This is a genomic window from Pseudomonas sp. DL, assembly GCF_047199225.1.
Lineage (GTDB): Bacteria > Pseudomonadota > Gammaproteobacteria > Pseudomonadales > Pseudomonadaceae > Pseudomonas > Pseudomonas aeruginosa.
On record NZ_CP178323.1, the window covers coordinates 3046856 to 3067184 of the forward strand.

Annotated in this window: 21 protein-coding genes; 5 read left to right on the forward strand and 16 right to left on the reverse strand. The window is 68.3% G+C overall.

Annotated elements, in window-relative coordinates:
- Entirely contained in the window at nucleotides 1–429 is a 429-nt protein-coding gene (locus ACI766_RS14150) for a hypothetical protein (protein WP_003089323.1), read from the reverse strand.
- A 287-nt stretch (nucleotides 430–716) separates the two neighbouring features.
- Here ACI766_RS14150 and ACI766_RS14155 point away from each other — a divergent pair, with 287 nt between their 5' ends.
- Nucleotides 717–1571, forward strand: a complete 855-nt coding sequence (locus ACI766_RS14155; RefSeq protein ID WP_003122741.1) for a helix-turn-helix transcriptional regulator — start codon at nucleotides 717–719, stop codon at nucleotides 1569–1571.
- A 12-nt stretch (nucleotides 1572–1583) separates the two neighbouring features.
- Here ACI766_RS14155 and arsH read toward each other — a convergent pair whose 3' ends face one another.
- From arsH to ACI766_RS14180, 5 genes are all read right to left on the reverse strand, one after another.
- Nucleotides 1584–2276, reverse strand: coding sequence for an arsenical resistance protein ArsH (gene arsH, locus ACI766_RS14160; protein WP_031805315.1), 693 nt, complete (start codon nucleotides 2274–2276; stop codon nucleotides 1584–1586).
- Nucleotides 2277–2287: 11 nt separating this feature from the next.
- Entirely contained in the window at nucleotides 2288–2758 is a 471-nt protein-coding gene (locus tag ACI766_RS14165; protein ID WP_003112098.1) for an arsenate reductase ArsC, read from the reverse strand.
- 31 nt (nucleotides 2759–2789) lie between these two features.
- A complete protein-coding gene (locus tag ACI766_RS14170) occupies nucleotides 2790–4073 on the reverse strand; it encodes an arsenic transporter (protein WP_003122742.1) in 1284 nt (427 codons plus the stop codon).
- 13 nt (nucleotides 4074–4086) lie between these two features.
- Nucleotides 4087–4437 (reverse strand): metalloregulator ArsR/SmtB family transcription factor, encoded by a 351-nt coding sequence (locus ACI766_RS14175; RefSeq protein WP_003089312.1) that lies wholly within the window; start codon nucleotides 4435–4437, stop codon nucleotides 4087–4089.
- A 78-nt stretch (nucleotides 4438–4515) separates the two neighbouring features.
- Nucleotides 4516–5406 carry an AraC family transcriptional regulator gene (locus ACI766_RS14180; RefSeq protein WP_003158927.1) on the reverse strand — a complete coding sequence of 297 codons (891 nt, stop codon included), beginning with the start codon at nucleotides 5404–5406 and terminating at the stop codon, nucleotides 4516–4518.
- Between the two features lie 208 nt (nucleotides 5407–5614).
- Here ACI766_RS14180 and ACI766_RS14185 point away from each other — a divergent pair, with 208 nt between their 5' ends.
- Nucleotides 5615–6676, forward strand: coding sequence for an NAD(P)-dependent alcohol dehydrogenase (locus ACI766_RS14185; protein WP_058148764.1), 1062 nt, complete (start codon nucleotides 5615–5617; stop codon nucleotides 6674–6676).
- Between the two features lie 24 nt (nucleotides 6677–6700).
- On the opposite strand, the gene pumA is transcribed toward ACI766_RS14185, so the two are convergent.
- Nucleotides 6701–7078, reverse strand: a complete 378-nt coding sequence (gene pumA, locus ACI766_RS14190) for a monooxygenase PumA (protein WP_003089304.1) — start codon at nucleotides 7076–7078, stop codon at nucleotides 6701–6703.
- A gap of 77 nt (nucleotides 7079–7155) precedes the next feature.
- On the opposite strand from pumA, the gene soxR reads away from it, so the two are divergent.
- A complete protein-coding gene (gene soxR, locus ACI766_RS14195) occupies nucleotides 7156–7626 on the forward strand; it encodes a redox-sensitive transcriptional activator SoxR (protein ID WP_003089301.1) in 471 nt (156 codons plus the stop codon).
- Nucleotides 7627–7633: 7 nt separating this feature from the next.
- Here the strand turns inward: soxR and ACI766_RS14200 are convergent, their stop codons facing one another.
- From ACI766_RS14200 to ACI766_RS14210, 3 genes are all read right to left on the reverse strand, one after another.
- Nucleotides 7634–9331 carry a peptidoglycan D,D-transpeptidase FtsI family protein gene (locus tag ACI766_RS14200; RefSeq protein ID WP_003110751.1) on the reverse strand — a complete coding sequence of 566 codons (1698 nt, stop codon included), beginning with the start codon at nucleotides 9329–9331 and terminating at the stop codon, nucleotides 7634–7636.
- A gap of 121 nt (nucleotides 9332–9452) precedes the next feature.
- On the reverse strand, nucleotides 9453–9968 hold the full coding sequence (locus ACI766_RS14205) for a GNAT family N-acetyltransferase (RefSeq protein ID WP_003089295.1): 516 nt from the start codon (nucleotides 9966–9968) through the stop codon (nucleotides 9453–9455).
- A 7-nt stretch (nucleotides 9969–9975) separates the two neighbouring features.
- Nucleotides 9976–10566 (reverse strand): TetR/AcrR family transcriptional regulator, encoded by a 591-nt coding sequence (locus ACI766_RS14210; RefSeq protein ID WP_003113746.1) that lies wholly within the window; start codon nucleotides 10564–10566, stop codon nucleotides 9976–9978.
- A 146-nt stretch (nucleotides 10567–10712) separates the two neighbouring features.
- Between ACI766_RS14210 and ACI766_RS14215 the strand changes: the two genes are divergently transcribed.
- Nucleotides 10713–11918, forward strand: coding sequence for an MFS transporter (locus tag ACI766_RS14215; protein WP_003117816.1), 1206 nt, complete (start codon nucleotides 10713–10715; stop codon nucleotides 11916–11918).
- Here ACI766_RS14215 and ACI766_RS14220 read toward each other — a convergent pair.
- Nucleotides 11882–12952 carry an antibiotic biosynthesis monooxygenase gene (locus ACI766_RS14220; RefSeq protein ID WP_023086253.1) on the reverse strand — a complete coding sequence of 357 codons (1071 nt, stop codon included), beginning with the start codon at nucleotides 12950–12952 and terminating at the stop codon, nucleotides 11882–11884. The two genes, ACI766_RS14215 and ACI766_RS14220, sit on opposite strands and share 37 nt — an antisense overlap.
- An 86-nt stretch (nucleotides 12953–13038) precedes the next feature.
- Here ACI766_RS14220 and ACI766_RS14225 point away from each other — a divergent pair, with 86 nt between their 5' ends.
- Entirely contained in the window at nucleotides 13039–13935 is an 897-nt protein-coding gene (locus ACI766_RS14225; protein ID WP_003117815.1) for a LysR family transcriptional regulator, read from the forward strand.
- A gap of 72 nt (nucleotides 13936–14007) precedes the next feature.
- Here the strand turns inward: ACI766_RS14225 and ACI766_RS14230 are convergent, their stop codons facing one another.
- From ACI766_RS14230 to ACI766_RS14250, 5 genes are all read right to left on the reverse strand, one after another.
- On the reverse strand, nucleotides 14008–15327 hold the full coding sequence (locus ACI766_RS14230; RefSeq protein ID WP_003113742.1) for a cytochrome c: 1320 nt from the start codon (nucleotides 15325–15327) through the stop codon (nucleotides 14008–14010).
- Between the two features lie 11 nt (nucleotides 15328–15338).
- The gene (locus tag ACI766_RS14235) at nucleotides 15339–17114 is read right to left on the reverse strand and encodes a GMC family oxidoreductase (protein ID WP_003110747.1); all 1776 of its coding nucleotides are present in this window, start codon (nucleotides 17112–17114) and stop codon (nucleotides 15339–15341) included.
- A gap of 2 nt (nucleotides 17115–17116) precedes the next feature.
- Nucleotides 17117–17833: a gluconate 2-dehydrogenase subunit 3 family protein gene (locus ACI766_RS14240; protein WP_003110746.1), complete on the reverse strand. Its 717-nt coding sequence runs from the start codon at nucleotides 17831–17833 to the stop codon at nucleotides 17117–17119.
- A 167-nt stretch (nucleotides 17834–18000) separates the two neighbouring features.
- Nucleotides 18001–18987, reverse strand: a complete 987-nt coding sequence (locus ACI766_RS14245) for a 2-hydroxyacid dehydrogenase (RefSeq protein ID WP_003122747.1) — start codon at nucleotides 18985–18987, stop codon at nucleotides 18001–18003.
- 18 nt (nucleotides 18988–19005) lie between these two features.
- Nucleotides 19006–20313 carry an MFS transporter gene (locus tag ACI766_RS14250; RefSeq protein ID WP_003113740.1) on the reverse strand — a complete coding sequence of 436 codons (1308 nt, stop codon included), beginning with the start codon at nucleotides 20311–20313 and terminating at the stop codon, nucleotides 19006–19008.
- Nucleotides 20314–20329 lie beyond the last annotated feature (16 nt).

Genomic DNA, 20329 nt, shown 5'->3' on the forward strand with positions numbered 1-20329 from the left:
TTATTTCTGCTCGAGGTAGTCGGTCAGGAATGCCTGGGGCTCGCCTGCGGACGACAGCGACTCGCTATAGGCGACCTGCCGCGTCTGCTGTTCGCCGGGCAGGTAGAGCTCGCCCCAGCCGTCGCGCACGATCAGGATCACATACTTGCTGCCGTTCAGTTCGGTGGAGTAGCGACTGTCCCTGGCGCTCTTTTCCACCTTTACCTTGTGGATCAGGCGGTCCCAGTCGTGGTCCAGACCTTCGACCTGCAACAGCGCTTCGCCGGCCGCCGCTTCGCCGATACGCAGGGTCCAGACCTTGAGCCCCTGCTGGCCCTGGTAGGCCACCACCTTGTCGGCGACTGGCGGCCGCGCCTCTTCGGCCTGCGCCGTGCAGGATCCCCACGCCAGTGCGCCCATCAGCAGTGCCGCAGTCCACTTTGCTATCATTCTCGCCCCCTTTGGCAACGCGATGTAAAAGGGGCGCATCTATTAATACAGGCGCGAGCCACGAACAACCGAGGCGGCCGCCGCTCACAGGAAAAGCGTCGTCGCCCACAGGTTCGGTTCGATCAGCGCACGGAACCATCCTGGAAAGCCGCTGCCTGAACCGGTTCAGATGGTTGCGTCCCACCGATACCTACGCCATGGAAAGCTGGAATCCCTACCACGACACGGAGCTCTATTTCGACGCTCCTTCACCCCTGAGCCAGTCGCAGATCCTCGACGCGCGCGAAATGCTCGGCAGCGCCACCGGTCACTACCAGGCGCGGACGGTGCGCCCGTCGATGCAGTATTTCGATTGCGACCTGAGCTTCACCGAGCCGCTGCGAACCCACAAGGTGCTGCCGGAAGGCCTGTGCATCGTGCAGATGTTCGACGGCCAGTGGCGGCACAGCGTCGACGGCGGCGAGCCTTATCTCTACAACCTGGGCGGTCCTTCGGTGCTCGGCACCGGCGAGCCGATGGAGGCCTTCGATATCCTGCCGGCGGGCAGCCGCGTGCGCCTGGGCGGGCTGCGGATCGCCGCCAGCTATCTGGAAGAGGAACTGGAAACCGGCGATGGCGCCTTGCGGCCGCTGGCGCGGCTGAAGGGCGACGGCGCGAGCTTTACCCAGTTGTCTCGTTGCGGCGCCATCACCGCCCTGTTCGAGCGCCTCTACCAGAATCCATACCGCGGCGCCCTCGGACGCCTGCACGAAGAGAGCCTGACCCTGGGCCTGCTGGTGGAGCTGGCCGCCTACCTGGGCGGCGCGGACCTTCGTCGCGCGCGCACCCCACGCGCCCAGCGCGACCTGGCCCATGAAGCGCGCCGCCTGCTGGAGGCGAACCTCGGTGAGCCGCCGGCCAGCCTCGAACTGGCGCGCCAACTGGGGGTCGGCGAAACCACCCTGCGGCGGATTTTCAAGAACGAGTTCGGTCGCTCGATGTTGCAGTACGTCCGCGACCGGCGTCTCGAGATCGGCCGGCAGATGGTCCGCGAGGGTCGCTGGCAGATCGCGCAGATAGCCTATCGCCTGGGTTACTCCAGTCCGGAAAACTTCACCCATGCCTACCGCGCGCGCTTCGGCCATCCGCCGGGGCGCGAGTGAGGCGGACGCGGTTCAGAGCGAACGCTGGTCGACCCGCGCGGCAAGCTGCTCGGCGCTTTCCTTGCGCTCCGAATAGCGGTCCACCAGGAAGTCCGTGCGCTCGCGCAGGAGCAGGGTGAACTTGAACAACTCCTCCATCACGTCGACCACCCGGTCGTAGTAGGGCGATGGCTTCATCCGGCCCGCTTCGTCGAACTCCAGGTAGGCCTTGGGAACCGAGGACTGGTTGGGGATGGTGAACATGCGCATCCAGCGACCCAGCACGCGCAACTGGTTGACCACGTTGAACGACTGCGAGCCGCCGCAGACCTGCATCACCGCCAGGGTCTTGCCCTGGGTCGGGCGCACCGCCCCGAGTGCCAGGGGAATCCAGTCGATCTGCGCCTTGAATACCGCGGACAGCGCACCGTGGCGCTCGGGCGAGCACCAGACCTGGCCTTCCGACCACTGCACCAGGTCGCGCAACTCGCGGACCTTGGGATGCTCCACCGGTGCATCATCGGGCAATGGCAGCCCGGAAGGGTCGAAAATCCGCGTTTCGGCACCGAAGCGTTCGAGCAGGCGTGCGGCCTCCAGCACCAGCAGGCGGCTGAAGGAGCGCTCGCGGGTCGAGCCGTAGAGCAGGAGGATGCGCGGCCTGTGCCCGGAGACGGGGGGCGGGTCGCCGAGCAGCGCGGGATCGAGGTTGGGTAGTTGTTCGGACATGCTTCCTCCGGTCAGAGCGAGCCGATGCGCTCCAGCTCACGCTTGAGCTGGTCGCGATCCAGGGTAGCGAAGGGCAGGCCGAGGAAGGCTCGGCAACGCTGTTCGATGCGTGCCAGGGTGGCGTGGAACGCCGCATCCCGCAGGGCTTCGTCGCCATCCAGGGCGGAGGGATCGGCCAGGCCCCAATGGGCCTTCAGCGCTGCGCCGAGATACAGCGGGCAGGCTTCCCCCGCGGCGGCGTCGCAAACGGTGATGACGATGTCCGGCGGTGCGCCTTCGAAGGCTTCGCTGCCCTTGCTGTACAGGCCGTGGGTGGCGATGCCGGCCTGTTCGAGGGTCGCCAGGCTGCGCGGATGCACCCGCCCGCTGGGCTGGCTGCCGGCGCTGCATGCCTCGAAACCCGGCGGGGCCAGGTGGTTGAACATGGCTTCGGAAAGAATGCTGCGGCAACTGTTGGCCGTGCACATGAACAGGACTCGCATGGGATGCTCCTGCCGCCGTCGCCGGCGGCCGTCAGATGGCCAGGCGCAGGGCCAGGGCCGAAAGGGTCGCCAGCAGGACCGGCAGGGTCAGCAGGGCGCCGACCCTGAAGTAGTAGCCCCAGGTGATGCGCATGCCTTTGCGCGCCAGCACGTGCAGCCAGAGCAGCGTCGCCAGGCTGCCGATAGGGGTGATCTTCGGACCCAGGTCGCAGCCGATGACGTTGGCGTAGATCATCGCTTCGCGCACCGCGCCGGCGGTGTCGCTGGCCTGGATCGACAGGGCGCCGAGCAGCACGCTGGGCATGTTGTTCATTACCGACGAGAGGGCGGCGGAAAGCAGTCCGGTACCCAGCGCGGCCGCCCATACGCCGTGCTCGGCCAGGCGGTTCAGGAGCTGCGCCAGGAGGTCGGTGAGACCGGCGTTCTTCAGGCCGTAGACCACCAGGTACATGCCCAGCGAGAAGACCACGATCTGCCAGGGCGCTTCGCGCAGCACCCGCCGGGTCGAGATCACCCGCCCGCGCCCGGCCACCGCCAGCAGCAGTGCCGCACAGGCCGCGGCCACCGCGCTGACGGGGACGCCCAGCGGCTCCAGGGCGAACAGCCCGGCGAGCAGGACCAGCAGCATCCAGCCACCGACGACGAAGGTCGCGCGGTCGCGGATCGCCGCCCGCGGCGGCTTCAATTGCTCCAGCGCATAGACCGGCGGCAGGTCGCGGCGGAAATAGAGGAACAGCACCAGCAGGGAGGTCGCGACGCTCACCAGGTTTACCGGCAGCATGACCGCGGCGTACTCGCCGAAGCCGAGCCCGAAGTAGTCGGCCGAGACGATGTTCACCAGGTTCGAGACCACCAGCGGCAGGCTGGCGCTGTCGGCGATGAAGCCCGCCGCCATGACGAAGGCCAGGGTCGCCGCCGGGCTGAAGCGCAGGGCCAGCAGCATCGACATCACGATGGGCGTGAGGATCAGCGCCGCGCCGTCGTTGGCGAACAGCGCCGAGACCGCCGCGCCGAGCAGCACGCAGAAGGCGAACAGGCGCCGGCCGTCGCCGCCAGCCCAGCGCGCGACGTGCAGCGCGGCCCATTCGAAGAAGCCGGCCTCGTCCAGCAGCAGGCTGATGACGATCACCGCGATGAAGGTGGCGGTGGCATTCCAGACGATGTTCCAGACGGTCGGGATGTCGCCCGGCGCGACGCTGCCCAGCGCCAGGGCGAGCAGGGCACCGATGCTGGCGCTCCAGCCGATGCCGAGGCCCCTGGGCTGCCAGATGACCAGGACCAGGGTGAACAGGAAGATGGCGAAGGCGATCAGCATGGGGCGGCTCGCGCTATTGGCAGCAGGCGGAGGCGCGCTGCGGGCGGCCGTCCATGTCGCGCAGGCGCGCTGCGTCGGCTTGCAGCCAGTCGCCGTTGGCCCGCAGGGTCACTTGCAGGACTTCGTGGATCCAGGCCGGCAGCGCAGGGTTCAGGCGGTAATACACCCACTGGCCCTGGCGACGGTCGAGGAGCAGCCCGGCACTGCGCAACTGGGCCAGGTGGCGGCTGATCTTCGGCTGGCTGTCGGCGAGGGCGCACATCAGTTCGCAGACGCACAGTTCGCCCTGGTCGACGATCAGCAGGGTGGCGCGAACGCGCGTCTCGTCGGCCAGGCACTTGAACACTTCGGCGGGGCTGGGCATCGCTGGGCCTTCCTGGATATATGGAAAGCTGAATATACGGATATCCGTATGTATTGCAAGCGCCCCCGCTCCCGCCGGCTAGCGGCGGGCGGCCTGGACTTCCTCGCTCGGCGTGCGCCCGAAGTAGCGCTTGAACTCGCGGCTGAACTGCGAGGGACTCTCGTAGCCGACCTGGTTGGCGGCGGTACTGGCGTTCAGCCCGTCCTGCACCATCAGGCTCCAGGCCTTGTACAGGCGCACGCTCTTCAGGTACTGGAGGGGCGAGGTGAAGGTCATCGCCTTGAAGTTGTGGTGGAAGGTCGACACGCTCATGTTCGCCTCGCGAGCCAGGGTGTCGATGTCCAGCGCACTGGCGTAGTCGGTGTGGATGCGCCGCAGGGCCCTGGCCATGCGCCCGTAGCCGCTGTGCCGGCCGGCCACCGCACGCAGGGCGTTGCCCTGCTCGCTGCGCAGGGCGCGGAAGATGATCTCGCGGACCAGTTGCGGGCCGAGGATATGGCTGTCCAGCGGGCTCTGCAGGCAGCCCAGCAGGCGCATCACCGCATCGGCCATCCCCGCGTCCAGCGGTACCGAAGCCATCGGCGCGCTGGGCGCCAGCTCATTGTCGTCGTCGCTGCCGGGAGCCTCTTCCATCTGTAGCAGCAGTTCCTTCAAGGTGCCGATATCCACGTCGACGCTCACTCCCAGCAAGGGTTCGGCGGCGGAGGCGTGGGTTTCGCATTCGAACGGCAGGGGCACCGACATCACCAGGTAGCGTTCGGCGTCGTAGCGGTAGGTTTCGCCGCCGAGGAAACCGATCTTCTGGCCCTGGGCGAGGATGCAGATGCGCGGCTCATAGAACACCGGGCTGCGCGGATAGGCCTGTTCGGCGCGCATCAGGCGGACCCCGGGGATGCGGGTGGCGTCGAAACCCGGTTCGCCTTGCAGGGTGGCGATCAGCGACGCCATGTCGGTGGAAGTAGTGCTCATGCCTTGGCTGTTTCTCCAGGAGGGGAGGCAAACGTAGCAACCCCGTGCGCGCCTGGGCAGTGGCGGCACGCAACATCGGCACGAATGGGCAAGGCTTCGACAGGAATGGACATTCTGCGGCGGCGCCCATCCGGCGAACAATTGCCCCCCGAACGGACCGCCGCCAGCAAGCCGTCGCGGCCCGCCATCCTGCGAAGAGGACACACCGATGACCCTACAGATCCGCGGCTACGCCGCCCAGTCCGCCAGCACCCCGCTGACCGCCCATCGCTTCGAACGCCGCGCGCCGCGCGCCGACGACCTGGTGATCGACATCCTCTACTGCGGCGTCTGCCACTCGGACCTCCATCAGGCGCGCAACGAATGGCACAACAGCCTGTACCCGCTGGTGCCGGGCCACGAGATCATCGGCCGGGTCGCCAGCGTCGGCGAGGCGGTGAGCGGTTTCGCGGTCGGCGAACTGGTCGGCGTCGGCTGCATGGTCGACTCCTGCCGGCACTGCGCCGCCTGCTCCGAGGGCCTGGAGCAGTATTGCGCGGAATACCCGACCCTGACCTACAACGGCCGCGACCGCCACGACGGCCTGCCGACCTTCGGCGGCTACTCGGAGCGCATCGTGGTCTCGGCCAGGTTCGTCCTGCGCATTCCCCAGGGGCTCGATCCGAAGGCGGCGGCGCCGCTGCTGTGCGCCGGGATCACGTCCTACTCGCCACTGCGTCACTGGAAGGTCGGTCCCGGCAGCCGGGTGGCGGTGGTCGGCCTGGGCGGCCTCGGTCACATGGGCCTGAAGTTCGCCAGGGCGCTCGGTGCCGAGGTGGCCCTGTTCACCCGCTCGCCGGGCAAGGAAGAGGAAGCGCGGCAGCTCGGCGCCGACCAGGTGATCCTTTCCACCGACCCACAGCGGATGGCCGCCGTCGCCGGACGCTTCGACCTGATCCTGGACACCGTGCCGCACCAGCACGACCTCAATCCCTATCTGGCGACCCTCAAGCGCGACGGCACCCTCGTACTGGTCGGCCTGCTCGAGCCGCTGGAGCCGGCGGTGCACGGTGCGCAACTGGTGATGGGACGCCGCTCGATCGCCGGCTCGGCCATCGGCGGCATCGCCGAGACCCAGGAAATGTTGGATTTCTGCGCGGCCCACGGGATCGCCTGCGACATCGAGATGATCGAGATCCAGCAGATCAACCAGGCCTACGAGCGGATGCTGGCCAGCGACGTGAAGTATCGCTTCGTGATCGACATGGCCTCCCTGCCGAAGTCCTTCTGAGACGGGCCGTCGGCGCCGGCGGGCTCAGCAGCCCTCGGCGTCGACCAGGAAGGTCTCGAAACGCACGCTTTTCGCCCCCAGCCGCCAGACGCCCGCGCTCAGCGGGCCTTGCGCGTCCTCCCGGGCCTGCCAGGCGCGTTCGCAGTCCTCGCGTGAACGCCAGCAGGTGTAGTTCAGCACGTGCTGGCCGTCCTCGCTGGGGTGCAGGCTGGCGGACAGGTAGCCCGGGCAGTTCCTGAAGCAGCGTTCCAGGCGTTGCAGGTGCGCGTTCTGTTCCAGCGCCAGCGACAACTGGCTGGCGGGTTCCACCTCGATATCGATGAGTTGCGCGTAGCACGGCGACCGCTCGCTAGCGGCCGGGCACTGATCGTCGGTGCAGCAGTAGGAGGAGGGGATGAGCATGGCGGGTTACTCCGGGTGACTTGTGTCGAGGGCCGGCCCAGGGTAAAACCTCAAGCAAACTTGAGGTCAAGCCAATCATGAAGAATTCCTGCGCATCTCGTGAACTGAGCGTCGGCGAACTGGCCAGGCGTGCCGGCGTGGCGGTCTCCGCCCTGCATTTCTACGAAACCAAGGGGCTGATCAGCAGCCAGCGCAACGCCGGCAACCAGCGGCGCTTCAGTCGCGAGACGCTACGCCGGGTGGTGGTGATCAAGGTCGCCCAGCGGGTCGGCATTCCCCTCGCGGAGATCGCTCGCGCCCTGCAGACCCTGCCGGCGGGGCGTAGCCCTAGCGCGGCGGACTGGGCGCGCCTGTCGGCGCAGTGGAAGGAGGATCTCACCGAGCGCATCGACAAGCTGCTGCTGTTGCGCGACCAACTGGACGGCTGCATCGGTTGCGGCTGCCTGTCGCTCCAGGCCTGCCCGTTGCGCAACCCCGGCGACCAGCTTTCCGCCGAGGGGCCGGGAGCGCACTGGCTGGACGCCGAGGGCCGCGAGCACGACGGCTAGGCAGCGGTCAGCCGTGGTGCTGGCGGTCGGCGACGGCCGGGCTGTCCTGCAGGTTGTCCGGCGGGATCGCCAGGGCGCGTAGCGATCCGGCCATGATGTCGCTGAAGGTGGGCGCCGAGACCAGGCCGCCGAAGTAGCCGATCCTGGTCGGCGAATCGATCATCACCGCCAGCACCAGTTGCGGGTCGGACGCCGGCGCCATGCCGACGAACAGCGAACGGTAGGACTTGTCCGCGTAGCCCCGGCCCGAGGCCTTGCGCGCGGTGCCGCTCTTGCCCGCCACGTGGTAGCCCGGCACGCGGGCGCGGACCACGCCCTTCGGGTCTTCCACCACGGTTTGCAGCATCGCCCGGATGCGCCGTGCGATCTGCGGGTCCATCGCCTGGCGCACCTGGTTCTGCGGGTTGTCGCGGAGCAGGCTGAGCGGCACCAGCTTGCCGTCGTTGGCGAACACCGAGTAGGCCTGGGCCAGCTCGGCGGTGTTCACCGCCAGGCTGTAGCCGAACGACATGCTGGCGGTGGCGATGTTCGACCATTTCTCGTGGAACGGCAGGTAGCCCGGGTTCTCGCCGGGGAAGCCCAGCGACAGCGGCGCGCCGAAACCGACCCGGCCGAGCTGTTCGAGGATCGGCTTGGGTCCGATCTGCAGGGCGACCTTGCTCATGCCGATGTTCGAGGAGTTGATCAGCACCCCGGTCATGGTCAGTACGTCGCGCCGGGCGACGTCGTGGATGGTGTGCCCGTCGATGGTCATCCAGCCCGGTGCCACGCTGACTTGACTGTTCTCGTCGAACTTGCCGGAGGCCAGCGCCGCCGACATGCTGAACGGCTTGATCACCGAGCCCGGCTCGAAGGTATCGGTGAGGGTGCGGTTGCGCATGAAGGCCGGGGCGAAGCTGGCGCGGTTGTTCGGGTTGTAGGAGGGGAAGTTGGCCATCGCCAGGATCTGCCCGCTCTTCGGGTTCACCAGGACCGCCGAGCCGGAGTGCGCGCCGAACTTGAGCACGGCCTTTTCCAGCGCCTTGTAGGCGATGAACTGTAGTCGCAGGTCGATGCTCAGGGCCACGTCCTGGCTGGCCTTGGGCGTCTTCAGCACCTTGATGCTGTTGACCAGCGAGCCGCGCGGGTTGATCGCCACCTCGCGTACCCCGTCCTTGCCGCTCAGCCAGTCGTTGAAGCCCAGTTCGGTGCCTTCCTGGCCGCGGCCGTCGATGTTGACCAGGCCGATCAACTGCGCGGTCAGCTCGGAACTGGGGTAGAAACGCTTGTATTCCTTGATCTGGTGTACCCCCGTTATGCCCAGGGCCATCACCTCGCTGGCCTCGATCGGCGACAGGCCGCGCTCGAGGTAGAGGAAGCGCTTGTTCGGGTTGGCCTGGAGCTGGGCCAGCAGCGGCGCCGCGGGGCGGTGCAGGGCGCCAGCCAGGCGCGGCACCTCGTCGAGGTGGGCGGCCATTTCCCTGGGGTTGCACCAGATCGACGCGACTTCGGTGGATACCGCCAGCGGCTCGCCGTTGCGGTCGGTGATCATGCCGCGGGTGACCGGGATCGGCAGGTCGCGGATCGAGCGAAGGTCGCCCTGGTCGGCGAGGAATTCGTGGTCGTGGACCTGGAGATAGACCAACCGTCCGGAGACGGCCAGGGAGGCGAGGACGAACAGGGTGACGACAAGGATGAAGCGGTAGTTTCGGCGTTGACTGCTCATGCAAGGGCACACTGGGGAAGAGGGAGAGCGGAAGCCCGTCCGGGGCAGTGCTGAAACATCCTGTTGCAGTTGGCAACTGTACCGTCACCCGCCACCCGCCGGTCAAGCCCTTTGCCGCCGTCTAGAGCACCAGGCGCATCGCGCAGCGGCTGTCGGCGGCGAAGCCGATCTCCTGCTCGTGGCCGAGGATCGCGCGCAAGCGCTCGCCGGCTTCCTGCCAGGTCAGCCGCTGGAAGCCCAGGCGTGCGTAGAACGGCGCGTTCCAGGGCACGTCGCAGAAGGTCGTCAGGGTCAGCGCCCGGCAGTGGCTGGCGTGGGCGTAGGTCACCGCGCGCTCCAGCAGGCGGCGGCCCAGGCCCTGTTGCTGGTGGGCCTGGGCGATGGACAACTCGGCGATGTGCAACTCGTCGGCGCAGCGTTCGGCGGCGAGGAAACCGACCGGCTGGCCATCGGCGTCTTCCGCCAGCCAGTGGCTGCCGCGCTCGATCAGGCGGCGATGGAAGTCCACCCCGGCGACCCCGGCGTCGGCGATCCAGGCCAGCTCGGGCAGCAGGCGGAAGCTTTCCCCGGCTGAGCGCTCGATGGCCGGGAGCAGCGCGGCGTCCTCGTCGCGGCTGGTTCTGATGCGGTAGTCCATTGGCTTTTCACTCCATGAGCAGGCCGTCGAGCAGCACGTCCAAGGCCTGGCAGGCCCTGGCCAGGCTCTCCGGCGGGTGTTCGGCGTTGGCGATACGCAGGGCGGCGTCCACCAGCGCGCCGTTGAGCAGCCAGGCTAGGGCCTCGGCGTCGGTGCGGCGGACCCGCCCGCTGTCCATCAGTTCGCGCAGTTGCCCGGTCATCGAGCTTAGGCAGCGCAGTTGGCTGGCCTCGCTGCTGGGGCTGCCGAGGATGGCCGGGGCATCGCGCAGGACGATGCGCTGGATTTCCGCTTCCAGGGCCATTTCCAGGTAGGCCCGGTTGTAGGCACGGAAGCCGCTCCAGAGGTCCTCGCCGGCAGCCAGGATGGCGCCGAGGCGAAGATTCATCTCGTCGTCGATCTGCTGCACCACCGCGGCCAGCAGGCCTTTCTTGTCGCCGAAGTGGTGATACAGCGCGCCGCGGGTGAGGCCGGCGCTGGCGGTCAGTTCGTCCATCGAGGCGCCGGCGTAGCCGTTGTCGGCGAACGCTCGGCGCGCGGCGTCGATCAGCTTGGCGCGGGTTTCCTCGATCATCTCGGCGCGAGGCTTGCGGGCCATGCGAGGTCTCCGGGTGGCGAAGGGGCTTCAGGATAATTGACATACGCTGCGTATGTCTCCATGATTTTTGACATACGCAGCGTATGTGAATTTCGTCTTCTCCCGTCGTCGCCGGTTCCGCTGGAGCCGGCCAGCCGAGGCTTTCCATGAGCAACCCCTATCTCGAACTGTTCGCCGCGCCCGGCGCCAAGGGCTTTTCAGCCGCCGGCCTGCTGGCGCGGATGCCCCTGTCGATGACCGGCCTGGGCATCGTCACCATGCTTTCCCAGGTGCATGCCGACTACTGGCTGGCCGGTACCGTGGCGGCCACCTTCGTGTTCTGCAATGCCTTGCTCGCGCCGCAGGTATCGCGCCTGGTGGACCGCTTCGGCCAGGGCCGGGTGCTGCTCCCGGCCGCGCTGGCCAGCGCCCTGGCGATGAGCGCGCTGTTGCTGTGTACGCACTATCGAGCGCCGAATGCCTGGCTCTACCTGTTCGCCTTGCTCGCCGGGGCGATGCCGAGCATGCCGGCCATGGTACGGGCGCGCTGGACCGAGCTGTACCGGGGCTCGCCGAAGCTGCACACGGCGTTTTCCTTCGAATCGGTGATGGACGAGGTGTGCTACATCATCGGGCCGGTGCTGGCGGTGAGCCTCAGCGTCGGCTGGTTCGCCGAGGCGGGGCCGCTGTTGGCGACGCTGTTCCTGGTCGCCGGGGTGAGCCTGTTCAGCCTGCAACGCGGCACCGAACCGCCGCTGCATGCCCATCCGCGGCGCCGCGCCGGCAGCGCGCTGGCCTATCCGGCGGTACGCGTGCTGGCGCTGGTGCTGGCCGCCATCGGGGTGATCTTCGGCGCGGTGGAAGTGGTCAGCGTGGCCTTCGCCGAGGCGCACGGCAACAAGGCTGCGGCAAGCCTGGTGTTGTCGGTCTATGCCGTCGGCTCATGTCTCGCGGGATTGCTGTTCGGGCTGCTGCGCTGGCGCCTGGCGCTTTCCCGGCAACTGCTCTGCATGGTTACGCTGATGGCCCTGAGCCTGATGCCGCTGCTAGGGGTGGAGAGCATCCTTGCGCTTGCCCTGACCGTGCTGGTGGCCGGCTTCAGCGTGGCGCCGACGATGATCCTGGCCATGGGCCTGGTCGAGCGCGCGGTGGACCCGGCGCGCCTCACCGAAGGCCTGACCTGGGCCATCACCGGGCTGGGCATCGGCATGGCCCTGGGCTCGGCGCTGGCCGGTTGGGTGGTGGAGGGCTACGGCGCCGCCAGCGGTTTCCTCGTCGCGGTCGGCGCCGGCTGGCTGGCCTGGCTGCTGGCCCTGGCCTGCTTCCGGGTGCTGGCTCAGGACGAGGCCGGAGACTGCGCGGTGTCCGGCTGAGCCGGGAAGGCGTATTCGCGTTCGACCCGGGCGATCCGCGCGCTGAAACCGGCGTACCAGTCGTGCCGGCCGCGCGCCTGGGCGTCGCGGTGCTCCGCGTGGCGGCTCCAGGCACGGATCGCCGCCTCGCTGTCCCAGTAGGAGACGGTGATGCCGAAACCGTCGGCGCCGCGGACCGACTCCACGCCGAGATAGCCCGGCTGGCGGCTGGCCAGTTCCAGCATGCGCTCGGCCGCTTCGGCGTAGCCGTCGTCGACGGCGCTGCGATGGGAGCTGAAGATCACTGCGTAATAAGGTGTCGGGCCGCGCCGGGGGCGGTCGCGGCGCTGCGTCCGGCACGCCTCGACGAATGCCTTCGGCAGTGGCGGCAGGACGCCGGCCAGGGCTGCCCGCTCGGGTTGGAACAGGGTGGCGACGAAGAACGGATGCTGTTCCAGCTCCACCGCGCGGATCGCTCCGTCGGCGCTCCAGGCGCTGGCCCGCAGTGCGCCGCCGGTAAGTTCCGCGGCGAAGCGCGGGGCGATTGCGTAGCGGCAATGGTAGTCCGCCTCGATCCAGTCGGCGGCATACGCCAGGGCCAGGCGCGAGCCGCGCAGCAGGCGGACTTCCTCGCGGGCTTCGAGCAGAGCGCAGGGCAGGGCGGTGATCACCGCCTGGTCGCTGTGCGGATGCTCCTCACCATGGGTCGCCGCCTGCCAGCCGAGGGCGTTGCGGGCGAACTCGAGGATCGTGTGCTGGAAGCCGGCGCAGGTACCGAGGAACGGCCGGCGCCGGCCCCGGGCATGGGCGATCAGGCGCAGCACCGCGTCGGCGTCGCGATAGGGGCTGCCCGGCACGCACCAGAACCCGTCATAGCGCTCCAGCGCCGGCTCGGCGGGCAGGCGGTCGCTGGCCAGCCAGTCGAATGCGATCTCCAGGCCGAGTGCCTCGCCGGCCAGGCGCAGGGCCAGGGGAATCGCCCGGTGGGCGGTGATGTGCGGGTCGTGGTCGCCGACCAGGGCAATGCGCAGCGGCGCCGCGGGAGGGGTGGACATCCGTTTTCGCTCCAGTTTCGCCACGCCGGTTGGCGGGCCCTGGCGCTCACTCTATAGTTGCGTTTCTGCACTCGATATCGGCGCCAATGCAAAAGATGAATGCACCGCTGCAATATCGCCTGGACCATGCCGATCTTGCCCTGGTCCTCGCCCTGGTTCGCGGCGGCAGCCTGGCGCGGGCCGCAGAGTTGCTCAGGGTCGATGTGTCGACGGTCTTCCGGGCCATCCGCCGGCTGGAGAAGAACCTCGGCAAGGCATTGTTCGACAAGAGCCGCAGCGGCTACCTGGCGAACCAGACCGCCCGCCGTCTGGCGCAGCAGGCGGAACTGGCGGAGCAGGCGCTGGAGGCGGCGCGCATCGGCCTCGAACTGGAGCGCGAGGTGCTCAGCGGTACCGTGCGCATGACCTGCTCCGACGCCGTCCTGCATGGCCTGCTGCTGCCGGCGCTGGCGCGCTTCATGCCTGGCTATCCGGCCCTGCAACTGGAGCTGGCGACCTCCAACGACTTTGCCAACCTCAGCCGGCGCGACGCCGACATCGCCCTGCGCATGACCCGCACGCCGCCGGAACACCTGGTCGGGCGCAACCTCGGCGAGGTGCGCTACGTGCTCTGCGCCAGCGAACGCTACCTGGAGGGCCGCGACGCGACGGAGCCCGCCATGCTGCACTGGATCGCCCCGGACGATTTTCTTCCCGACCACCCGAGCGTGGTCTGGCGTCGTCGACACTATCCTGGGGTGCTGCCGGCCTACCGCTGCAACGGCGTGCTGGCGGTCGCCGAGATGGCCCGCGCCGGCCTCGGCCTGGCGGCGATCCCTGCCTACCTGCTACGCGACGGCGACGGCCTGCGGGTACTGGACGCCGACCTCGAGGGCTGCGCCAGCGCCCTGTGGCTGCTGACCCGCCCGGACTGCCGGGCGTTGCGCTCGGTGGTCGCATTGTTCGACGAGCTGGGGCGGCATGTGCGATTGGGAGATGAGTGAAGGGGTGGCCGTGCCTGGTATGGCAACCCTCTCCCGCGAGCGGGAGAGGGGCTGGAATGGCAGGCCTGGCGCTCAGCCGCGATCCGCCGCGGCCGATCCCGGCGGCGGAATGTCGCCCACCGCCGCCGCGCCGGTGTCCTTGCGCAGGCGCCTGACCTCGTCGACGCTGACGCTTGGCGCCTGGTTGCCCCAGCTGGTGCGGATGAAGTTGACCACGTCGGCGATCTCCTGGTCGTTCATCCGCCAGCCGAACGGCGGCATGGTGAAGCTCGACGGTGCCTGGTGGGTGGCCGGCAGGGTGCCGCCCTTGAGCACGATGTGCACCAGGGAGGTCGGGTCGCTGCCGGTCACTACCGGGTTGCCGGCCAGGGCCGGGAAGACCCGCGCATAGCCCTTGCCGTCGGTGCGGTGGCAGGCCCCGCAGTTGTCGACGTAGAGCGCCGCGCCGGTCTTGCTGTCGTCGCCGTGGAACAGTGCCTGGGCTACGCTCTCGTCGTAGACGTGCGGCTGGTCGGCGGGGTCCGCCGGCGGCAGCGACTTGAGGTAGCGGGCGATGGCGGTGAGGTCGGCGTCGGTCATGTACTGCATGCTGTGCACCACCACGTCGGACATGCCGCCGAACACCGCGCTGCGCTCGCTGCGGCCGGTACGCAGGAAGCTGACCAGGTCGGCTTCGCTCCAGCTGCCCAGTCCGGTCCGGTGGTCGCCGCGCAGGCTCTTGGCGATCCAGTTCTCCAGCGGCGCGCTGCCGGACAGGTAGGCCGCGCCATCGCTCGCCGCCAGGGCCTTCTCCTGCATGCCCAGCCCACGCGGGGTATGGCAGGCGCCACAGTGGCCAAGGCCTTCGACCAGGTAGGCGCCGCGCGCCAGCACCGGGTCCTGCCCGGCGGCGGCCTGGAAGTCCTTCACCTCGGGAGCGAAGGTCCAGCGCCAGAATGCCAGCGGCCAGCGCATCGACAGCGGCCAGGGGATGTCGCTGGCCTTGTTGGGCTGCTCCACCGGCTCCACGCCATGCATGAAGTAGGCGTAGAGGGCGCGCATGTCCGCTTCGCTGACTCGCGCGTAGGACGGGTAGGGCATCGCCGGGTAGAGCGTGTCGCCGGACCTGGCCACGCCGTGGCGCACGGCACGGTCGAAGTCCTCGAAGCTGTAGTCGCCGATGCCGGTCTTGCGGTCCGGGGTGATGTTGGTCGAGTACACCGCGCCGATCGGCGTTTCCATCGGCAGGCCCCCGGCGAACGGCTTGCCGTCCCTGGCGGTGTGGCAGGCCACGCAATCGCCGGCGCGGGCCAGGTATTCACCCTGCCTGACCAGGGCCGGGTCCGGCGCTGCGGCGGCCTGGGCGATGCCGCAGGCGAGGGCGGAGAGGGCGAGGAAGGCTGTCGGTTTCATCGTTGCGCTCCTCATGCCTGCACCAGCGGACCGGGGTTCTTCAGGTATTGCTCGCGGATCGCCTTGGCCGACCAGTAGGCCAGCGCCGCCACCAGCCCAGTGGGGTTGTAGCCGGTGCCCTGGGGGAAGGCCGAGGCGCCCATGACGAAGACGTTGTGCACGTCCCAGCTCTGCAGGTAGCGGTTGAGCACACTGGTCTTCGGATCGCTGCCCATGATCGCCCCGCCGAGCAGGTGGGTGGTCTGGTAGACCCGTGTATTGAAGTGGTCGCCGAAGTTCTTGACGCTCACCGAGATGGCCTTCGGGTTCATCGCTTCGGCGATCTTGCGCATGTGCTCGGTGACGTAGCGGCTCATGCGGATCTCGTTGTCCTTCCAGTCGAAGGTCATGCGCAGCAGTGGCTGGCCGTAGGCGTCCTTGTAGGTCGGGTCGAGGTCGAGGTAGTTGTCGCGGTAGGTCATGTTGCTGCCGTGGGCGTCCATCGACACGGTGTGCGTGTAGGCGTCCTTGACCGCCTGTTTCCAGCCGCTGCCCCAGCTCGGCGTGCCGGGCGGCACGGCGAGGCCGCCGATCGGCTTGGAGCCGGCCTGGTTGACCCACATCGGCGAGCCGCCGACGAAGCCCAGCGGTCCGTGGTCGAAGTTGTCGGCGTTGAAGTCGTCCACCGCCACGCCGCCACCGCCGGTGCCGACGAAGGGGTTGGTATGCACGTCCTTGTCGAAGAACGCCTTGATGGTGGCCATGTTCTGGTAGGCGAAGTTCTTTCCCACCACGCCCTCGCCGGTGCGCGGGTCGTAGGGCTTGCCGATGCCGGAGAGCAGCAGCAGGCGCACGTTGTGGAACTGGAAGGCGCTGATGATCACCAGCTTCGCCGGCTGCACGATCTCGCGCCCCTGGGCGTCGACGTAGGTCACGCCGGTGGCCTGCCTGCCGTCGCTGTCGAGGTTGACCTTGAGCACGTTGCAGTTGGCGCGCAGTTCGAACAGCGGGGTCTGGCGCAGCGCCGGCAGGATGTTCAGGTTCGGCGAGGCCTTGGAATACATGTAGCAGGCGTAGCCGCTGCAGAAGCCGCAGAAGTTGCACGGCCCCATCTGCACCCCGTAGGGGTTGGTCCAGGGCCCCGAAGCGTTGGCCGCCGGCAGGTCGTAGGGGTGTAGGCCGAGTTCCTCGGCGGCCTTGCGGAACAGTTGCGCGGAGTACACCTGGCGCAGCGCCGGCAGCGGGAAGTCGTCCGAGCGGTCGGCGGCGAACGGATTGCCCTTGCCGACCACCTGGCCCTTGACCGTATGCGCGGTGCCGGAGGTGCCGAAGACCTTCTCGGCGAAATCGAAGTGCGGCTCCAGCTCTTCGTAGCTGACCCCGTAGTCCTGGATGGTCATGCCTTCGGGGATGAATTTCTTGCCGTAGCGTTCCTCGTAATGGCTGCGCAGGCGCAGTTCCTCGGGCATGATCCGGAAATGCACGCCGGACCAGTGCAGGCCGGCGCCACCGACGCCGTCGCCGGGAAGGAAGGCGGAGAGCTGACGGTAGGGCAGCGCGGTGTCGTTGATCCCGTGGCGGATGCTCACGGTGCTCTTGGAGAGATTCTGGAACAGCTTGCCGCGTGTGTTGTAGGTCAGCTCGTCGAGGGTGTTCGGGTAGGCGCCGTCGGGATAGGTATCGCGGTTCTCGCCGCGCTCCAGCGCCACCACGTTGAGCCCGGCCTCGGTCAGCTCCTTGGCCAGGATCGCTCCGGTCCAGCCGAAGCCGACCACCACCGCGTCCACCGGTTTGAGTGTCGTCGCCATGTTCAACCCCTCTCGCCGGAAATCGCCACCGGCGGGAAGGGATACTTCTCGCCGCGGTCGGCCCAGTCCATGAAGTCGGCGCGGGCGCCGGGGAAACCGACCAGCTTCCAGCCCACCAGGCCGCGATTGCCGCCGTGCTGCGGATCGGAGAAGAAGCCTTCGTGGGTGTTTTGCAGCAACTGGCCGAAGAGCAGCTTGGCCGGCAGGTCCTGCAGGTCGATCTGGCCGGCTTCCAGGCGTTGCAGGATGTCGTCCTGCGCCGACGGCTCCAGCTCGGCGAACGGCTTGCCCTGGTTGGCCTTGCTCCAGCGTTCCAGGGCGGCGATGCCGACCCGGTAGATGTCGCGTGGCACCAGCTTCAACTGATGGCCGAACTCCGGCGCGGCGTCGGTGACGAACGGCCCCTGCATGTACCAGAGTGCGCCGTGCCCGTAGGGGGTTTCCATCTGTCGGTCGATGAACTCCGGCACCCCGGCCTCGATGGCGCCGGGGCCGTTGTCGTCGCTGGGGATCAGTCGCGCCACCGCGGCGTTGACGAAAGCCCATTCGGTGTTGGTGAAGAAGCGAGGCTGGTAGCGTTCGCGGGGTTTGTCCTGCTCGGCGGCGGGCGTCTGCATGGCATGGCCGACGCCATAGCCGGCCAGGGTCACCGCCGGGATCACGGTCAGGGTCTTGCGCAGGAAGTCGCGGCGGCCGTTGACGGCCTTGTCATCGGGCATGGTGGGGTCCTCTCTGGATCATCACGGTTTCGTCTTTCTGATAATGATTAGCAGGCTAATTATAAGTTCATGTGTCACGTTGAAAAAACGTTTCAGCAAGGATTCAGGCAGGCCAATACCGGCAAGTGAAGCAGAACGGCGCGCCGGGCGTCGGCCCGGCGCGGCCTTCAGGCGCCTCGCCGTCGCGCCCAGGCCGAAGGATTGACCAGGTTCAGCGGCCGCTCGCCGGCGAGGGCGGCCAGCAGGTTGTCTACCGCGCAGCGGGCCATGGCTTCGCGGGTTTCCTCGGTGGCCGAGCCGATGTGCGGAGTGGCCACCACGTTCGGCAGGCGCAGCAGCGGCGAGTCGGGAGACAGCGGCTCGCGCTCGAACACGTCGAGGCCGGCGGCGCGGATCCGCCGCTGGGCCAGGGCCTCGATCAGGGCCGCCTCGTCGACCACCCGGCCACGGGAGATGTTGATGAAGATCGCCTGCGGGCGCATCCGGGCGAACTGCTCGGCACCGATCAGGCCTTCGGTGGCGGCGGTCAGCGGCAGGGTCAGGCAGACGAAGTCGGATTCCTCGAGCAGCGCGTCGAGGGGGCGGTAGCTCGCTGCGTAGCGTTCTTCGACGTGGGGCTTCGGGCTATGGCTGTGGTACAGCACGCGCATGCCGAAGCCGTGGTGCCCGCGCCGGGCCAGGGCCTCGCCGATGCGGCCCATGCCGACGATACCGAGGGTCTTGCCATGCACGTCGGTACCGAACTGGGCGGCGCCGACGCTCTTCTTCCATTCCCCGGCGCGCACCCAGCCGGCCAGTTCCACTACCCGCCGGGCTGTCGCCAGGATCAGCGCGAAGCCGGTGTCGGCGGTGGTCTCGGTGAGCACGTCGGGGGTATTGCTGAGGAGGATGCCGCGGCGGTCGAGGTAGTCGATGTCATAGTTGTCGACGCCCACCGAGACGCTGGCGATGGCTTCCAGTCGCGGTGCCAGGTCGAGCAGTCCGGCGTCCAGGCGCAGGCTGGCGCCGAGCAGGCCGTGGGCCTCGGGCAGGGCGTCGCGCAGGCGGGCCAGGCCGTCGCGGCCGGGCTCCTCGACCAGGAGCACCTCGACCCGTTCGCGCAGGCGTTCCATCAGGGGCGCGGAGAGACGTTTGTAGAGAACCACTTTCTTCATCGGATGCTCCGGAGTCGGTCAGGGGTGGGCCGGCGCCGCCCGCCGCGAGGCGTGCGCGCGAGCGGCATCGGGCTCGCGCTTGTCGGCGTGCGGGTTGAGGAACACGGTGAGCAGCACCGACAGCAGCAGCGCTCCGCTCATGAACAGATAGGAAGCCCCGGGCCCGCCGGTGATGCCGTTCAGGTAGCCGACCAGCCAGGAGCCGGAGAACGAGCCCAGCGCGCCCATGCTGTTGATCAGCGCCATGGCGCCGCCGGCGACGTTGGCCGGGAGGACTTCCGGGACGATGGCGAAGAACGGTCCGTAGGGCGCGTACATGCAGGCCCCGGCCAGCACCAGCAGGGCGTAGGACAGCCAGAAGTGCTCGCTGCCGAGGGCGTAGGAACCGTAGAAGGCGATGGACGCGATGAGCAGCGGCGGCCAGACGAAACGCTTGCGTTTCTGCAACCGGTCCGAGGCCCAGGACACCCCGAGCATGGCGATCACCGCCGCCAGGTAGGGCAGCGCCGACAGCCAGCCGGCTTCTATGATGTCGATGTTGGCGCCGTGCTTGAGGATCGACGGCAGCCAGAGGACGAAGCCATAGACGCCGATGCTCCAACAGAAATACTGCAGCGAGAGGACGATGACCTTTGGCGAACGGAACGCCTCGCGGTAGTTCTTCACTGGCTTGATGCCCTGCTGCTCGGCGGCCAGGGCGTCTTCCAGGTCGCGTTTTTCCGAGCCGCTCAGCCAGGCGGCCTGGCGCGGGCGGTCATCCACCAGGCGCCACCAGATGAAGGCCCAGATCACCGCCGGCAGGCCTTCGATGATGAACATCCAGCGCCAGCTGAAATGCTCCACCAGGTAGCCGGAGACCACCGACATCCAGAGGATGGTCACCGGGTTGCCGAGGATCAGGAAGGTGTTCGCCCGCGAGCGCTCGGCGCGGGTGAACCAGTGGCAGAGGTAGACCAGCATCGCTGGCATCACCGCCGCCTCGACCACGCCGAGGAGGAAGCGGATGCCGATCAGCAGATAGACGTTGGCGACCATCCCGGTCAGGGTGGCCAGTCCGCCCCAGAGGATCAGGCTGACGAAGATCAGCTTCTTGACGCTGCGCTTTTCCGCGTAGATCGCCCCCGGCACCTGGAAGAAGAAGTAACCGAGGAAGAACAGCGCGCCCAGCAGCGAGGACAGCCCGGGAGTGATCCGCAGGTCGTCGGCCATCCCGGAGGCGGCGGCGAAGCCGTAGTTGGCGCGGTCCAGGTAGGCCAGGCTGTAGGTGACGAAAACGATCGGCATGATGTACCACCAGCGGCTGCTGGCGAGGCGAGGCATGGTCATGGTCGGGTATCTCCTG

What these genes read in the sequence shown, in the direction of transcription:
- ACI766_RS14150 (WP_003089323.1), bottom strand. Translation starts at nt 429, where the DNA reads ATGATAGCAAAGTGGACTGCGGCACTGCTGATGGGCGCACTGGCGTGG.
- ACI766_RS14155 (WP_003122741.1), top strand. Translation starts at nt 717, where the DNA reads ATGCTCGGCAGCGCCACCGGTCACTACCAGGCGCGGACGGTGCGCCCG.
- arsH (WP_031805315.1), bottom strand. Translation starts at nt 2,276, where the DNA reads ATGTCCGAACAACTACCCAACCTCGATCCCGCGCTGCTCGGCGACCCG.
- ACI766_RS14165 (WP_003112098.1), bottom strand. Translation starts at nt 2,758, where the DNA reads ATGCGAGTCCTGTTCATGTGCACGGCCAACAGTTGCCGCAGCATTCTT.
- ACI766_RS14170 (WP_003122742.1), bottom strand. Translation starts at nt 4,073, where the DNA reads ATGCTGATCGCCTTCGCCATCTTCCTGTTCACCCTGGTCCTGGTCATC.
- ACI766_RS14175 (WP_003089312.1), bottom strand. Translation starts at nt 4,437, where the DNA reads ATGCCCAGCCCCGCCGAAGTGTTCAAGTGCCTGGCCGACGAGACGCGC.
- ACI766_RS14180 (WP_003158927.1), bottom strand. Translation starts at nt 5,406, where the DNA reads ATGAGCACTACTTCCACCGACATGGCGTCGCTGATCGCCACCCTGCAA.
- ACI766_RS14185 (WP_058148764.1), top strand. Translation starts at nt 5,615, where the DNA reads ATGACCCTACAGATCCGCGGCTACGCCGCCCAGTCCGCCAGCACCCCG.
- pumA (WP_003089304.1), bottom strand. Translation starts at nt 7,078, where the DNA reads ATGCTCATCCCCTCCTCCTACTGCTGCACCGACGATCAGTGCCCGGCC.
- soxR (WP_003089301.1), top strand. Translation starts at nt 7,156, where the DNA reads ATGAAGAATTCCTGCGCATCTCGTGAACTGAGCGTCGGCGAACTGGCC.
- ACI766_RS14200 (WP_003110751.1), bottom strand. Translation starts at nt 9,331, where the DNA reads ATGAGCAGTCAACGCCGAAACTACCGCTTCATCCTTGTCGTCACCCTG.
- ACI766_RS14205 (WP_003089295.1), bottom strand. Translation starts at nt 9,968, where the DNA reads ATGGACTACCGCATCAGAACCAGCCGCGACGAGGACGCCGCGCTGCTC.
- ACI766_RS14210 (WP_003113746.1), bottom strand. Translation starts at nt 10,566, where the DNA reads ATGGCCCGCAAGCCTCGCGCCGAGATGATCGAGGAAACCCGCGCCAAG.
- ACI766_RS14215 (WP_003117816.1), top strand. Translation starts at nt 10,713, where the DNA reads ATGAGCAACCCCTATCTCGAACTGTTCGCCGCGCCCGGCGCCAAGGGC.
- ACI766_RS14220 (WP_023086253.1), bottom strand. Translation starts at nt 12,952, where the DNA reads ATGTCCACCCCTCCCGCGGCGCCGCTGCGCATTGCCCTGGTCGGCGAC.
- ACI766_RS14225 (WP_003117815.1), top strand. Translation starts at nt 13,039, where the DNA reads ATGCAAAAGATGAATGCACCGCTGCAATATCGCCTGGACCATGCCGAT.
- ACI766_RS14230 (WP_003113742.1), bottom strand. Translation starts at nt 15,327, where the DNA reads ATGAAACCGACAGCCTTCCTCGCCCTCTCCGCCCTCGCCTGCGGCATC.
- ACI766_RS14235 (WP_003110747.1), bottom strand. Translation starts at nt 17,114, where the DNA reads ATGGCGACGACACTCAAACCGGTGGACGCGGTGGTGGTCGGCTTCGGC.
- ACI766_RS14240 (WP_003110746.1), bottom strand. Translation starts at nt 17,833, where the DNA reads ATGCCCGATGACAAGGCCGTCAACGGCCGCCGCGACTTCCTGCGCAAG.
- ACI766_RS14245 (WP_003122747.1), bottom strand. Translation starts at nt 18,987, where the DNA reads ATGAAGAAAGTGGTTCTCTACAAACGTCTCTCCGCGCCCCTGATGGAA.
- ACI766_RS14250 (WP_003113740.1), bottom strand. Translation starts at nt 20,313, where the DNA reads ATGACCATGCCTCGCCTCGCCAGCAGCCGCTGGTGGTACATCATGCCG.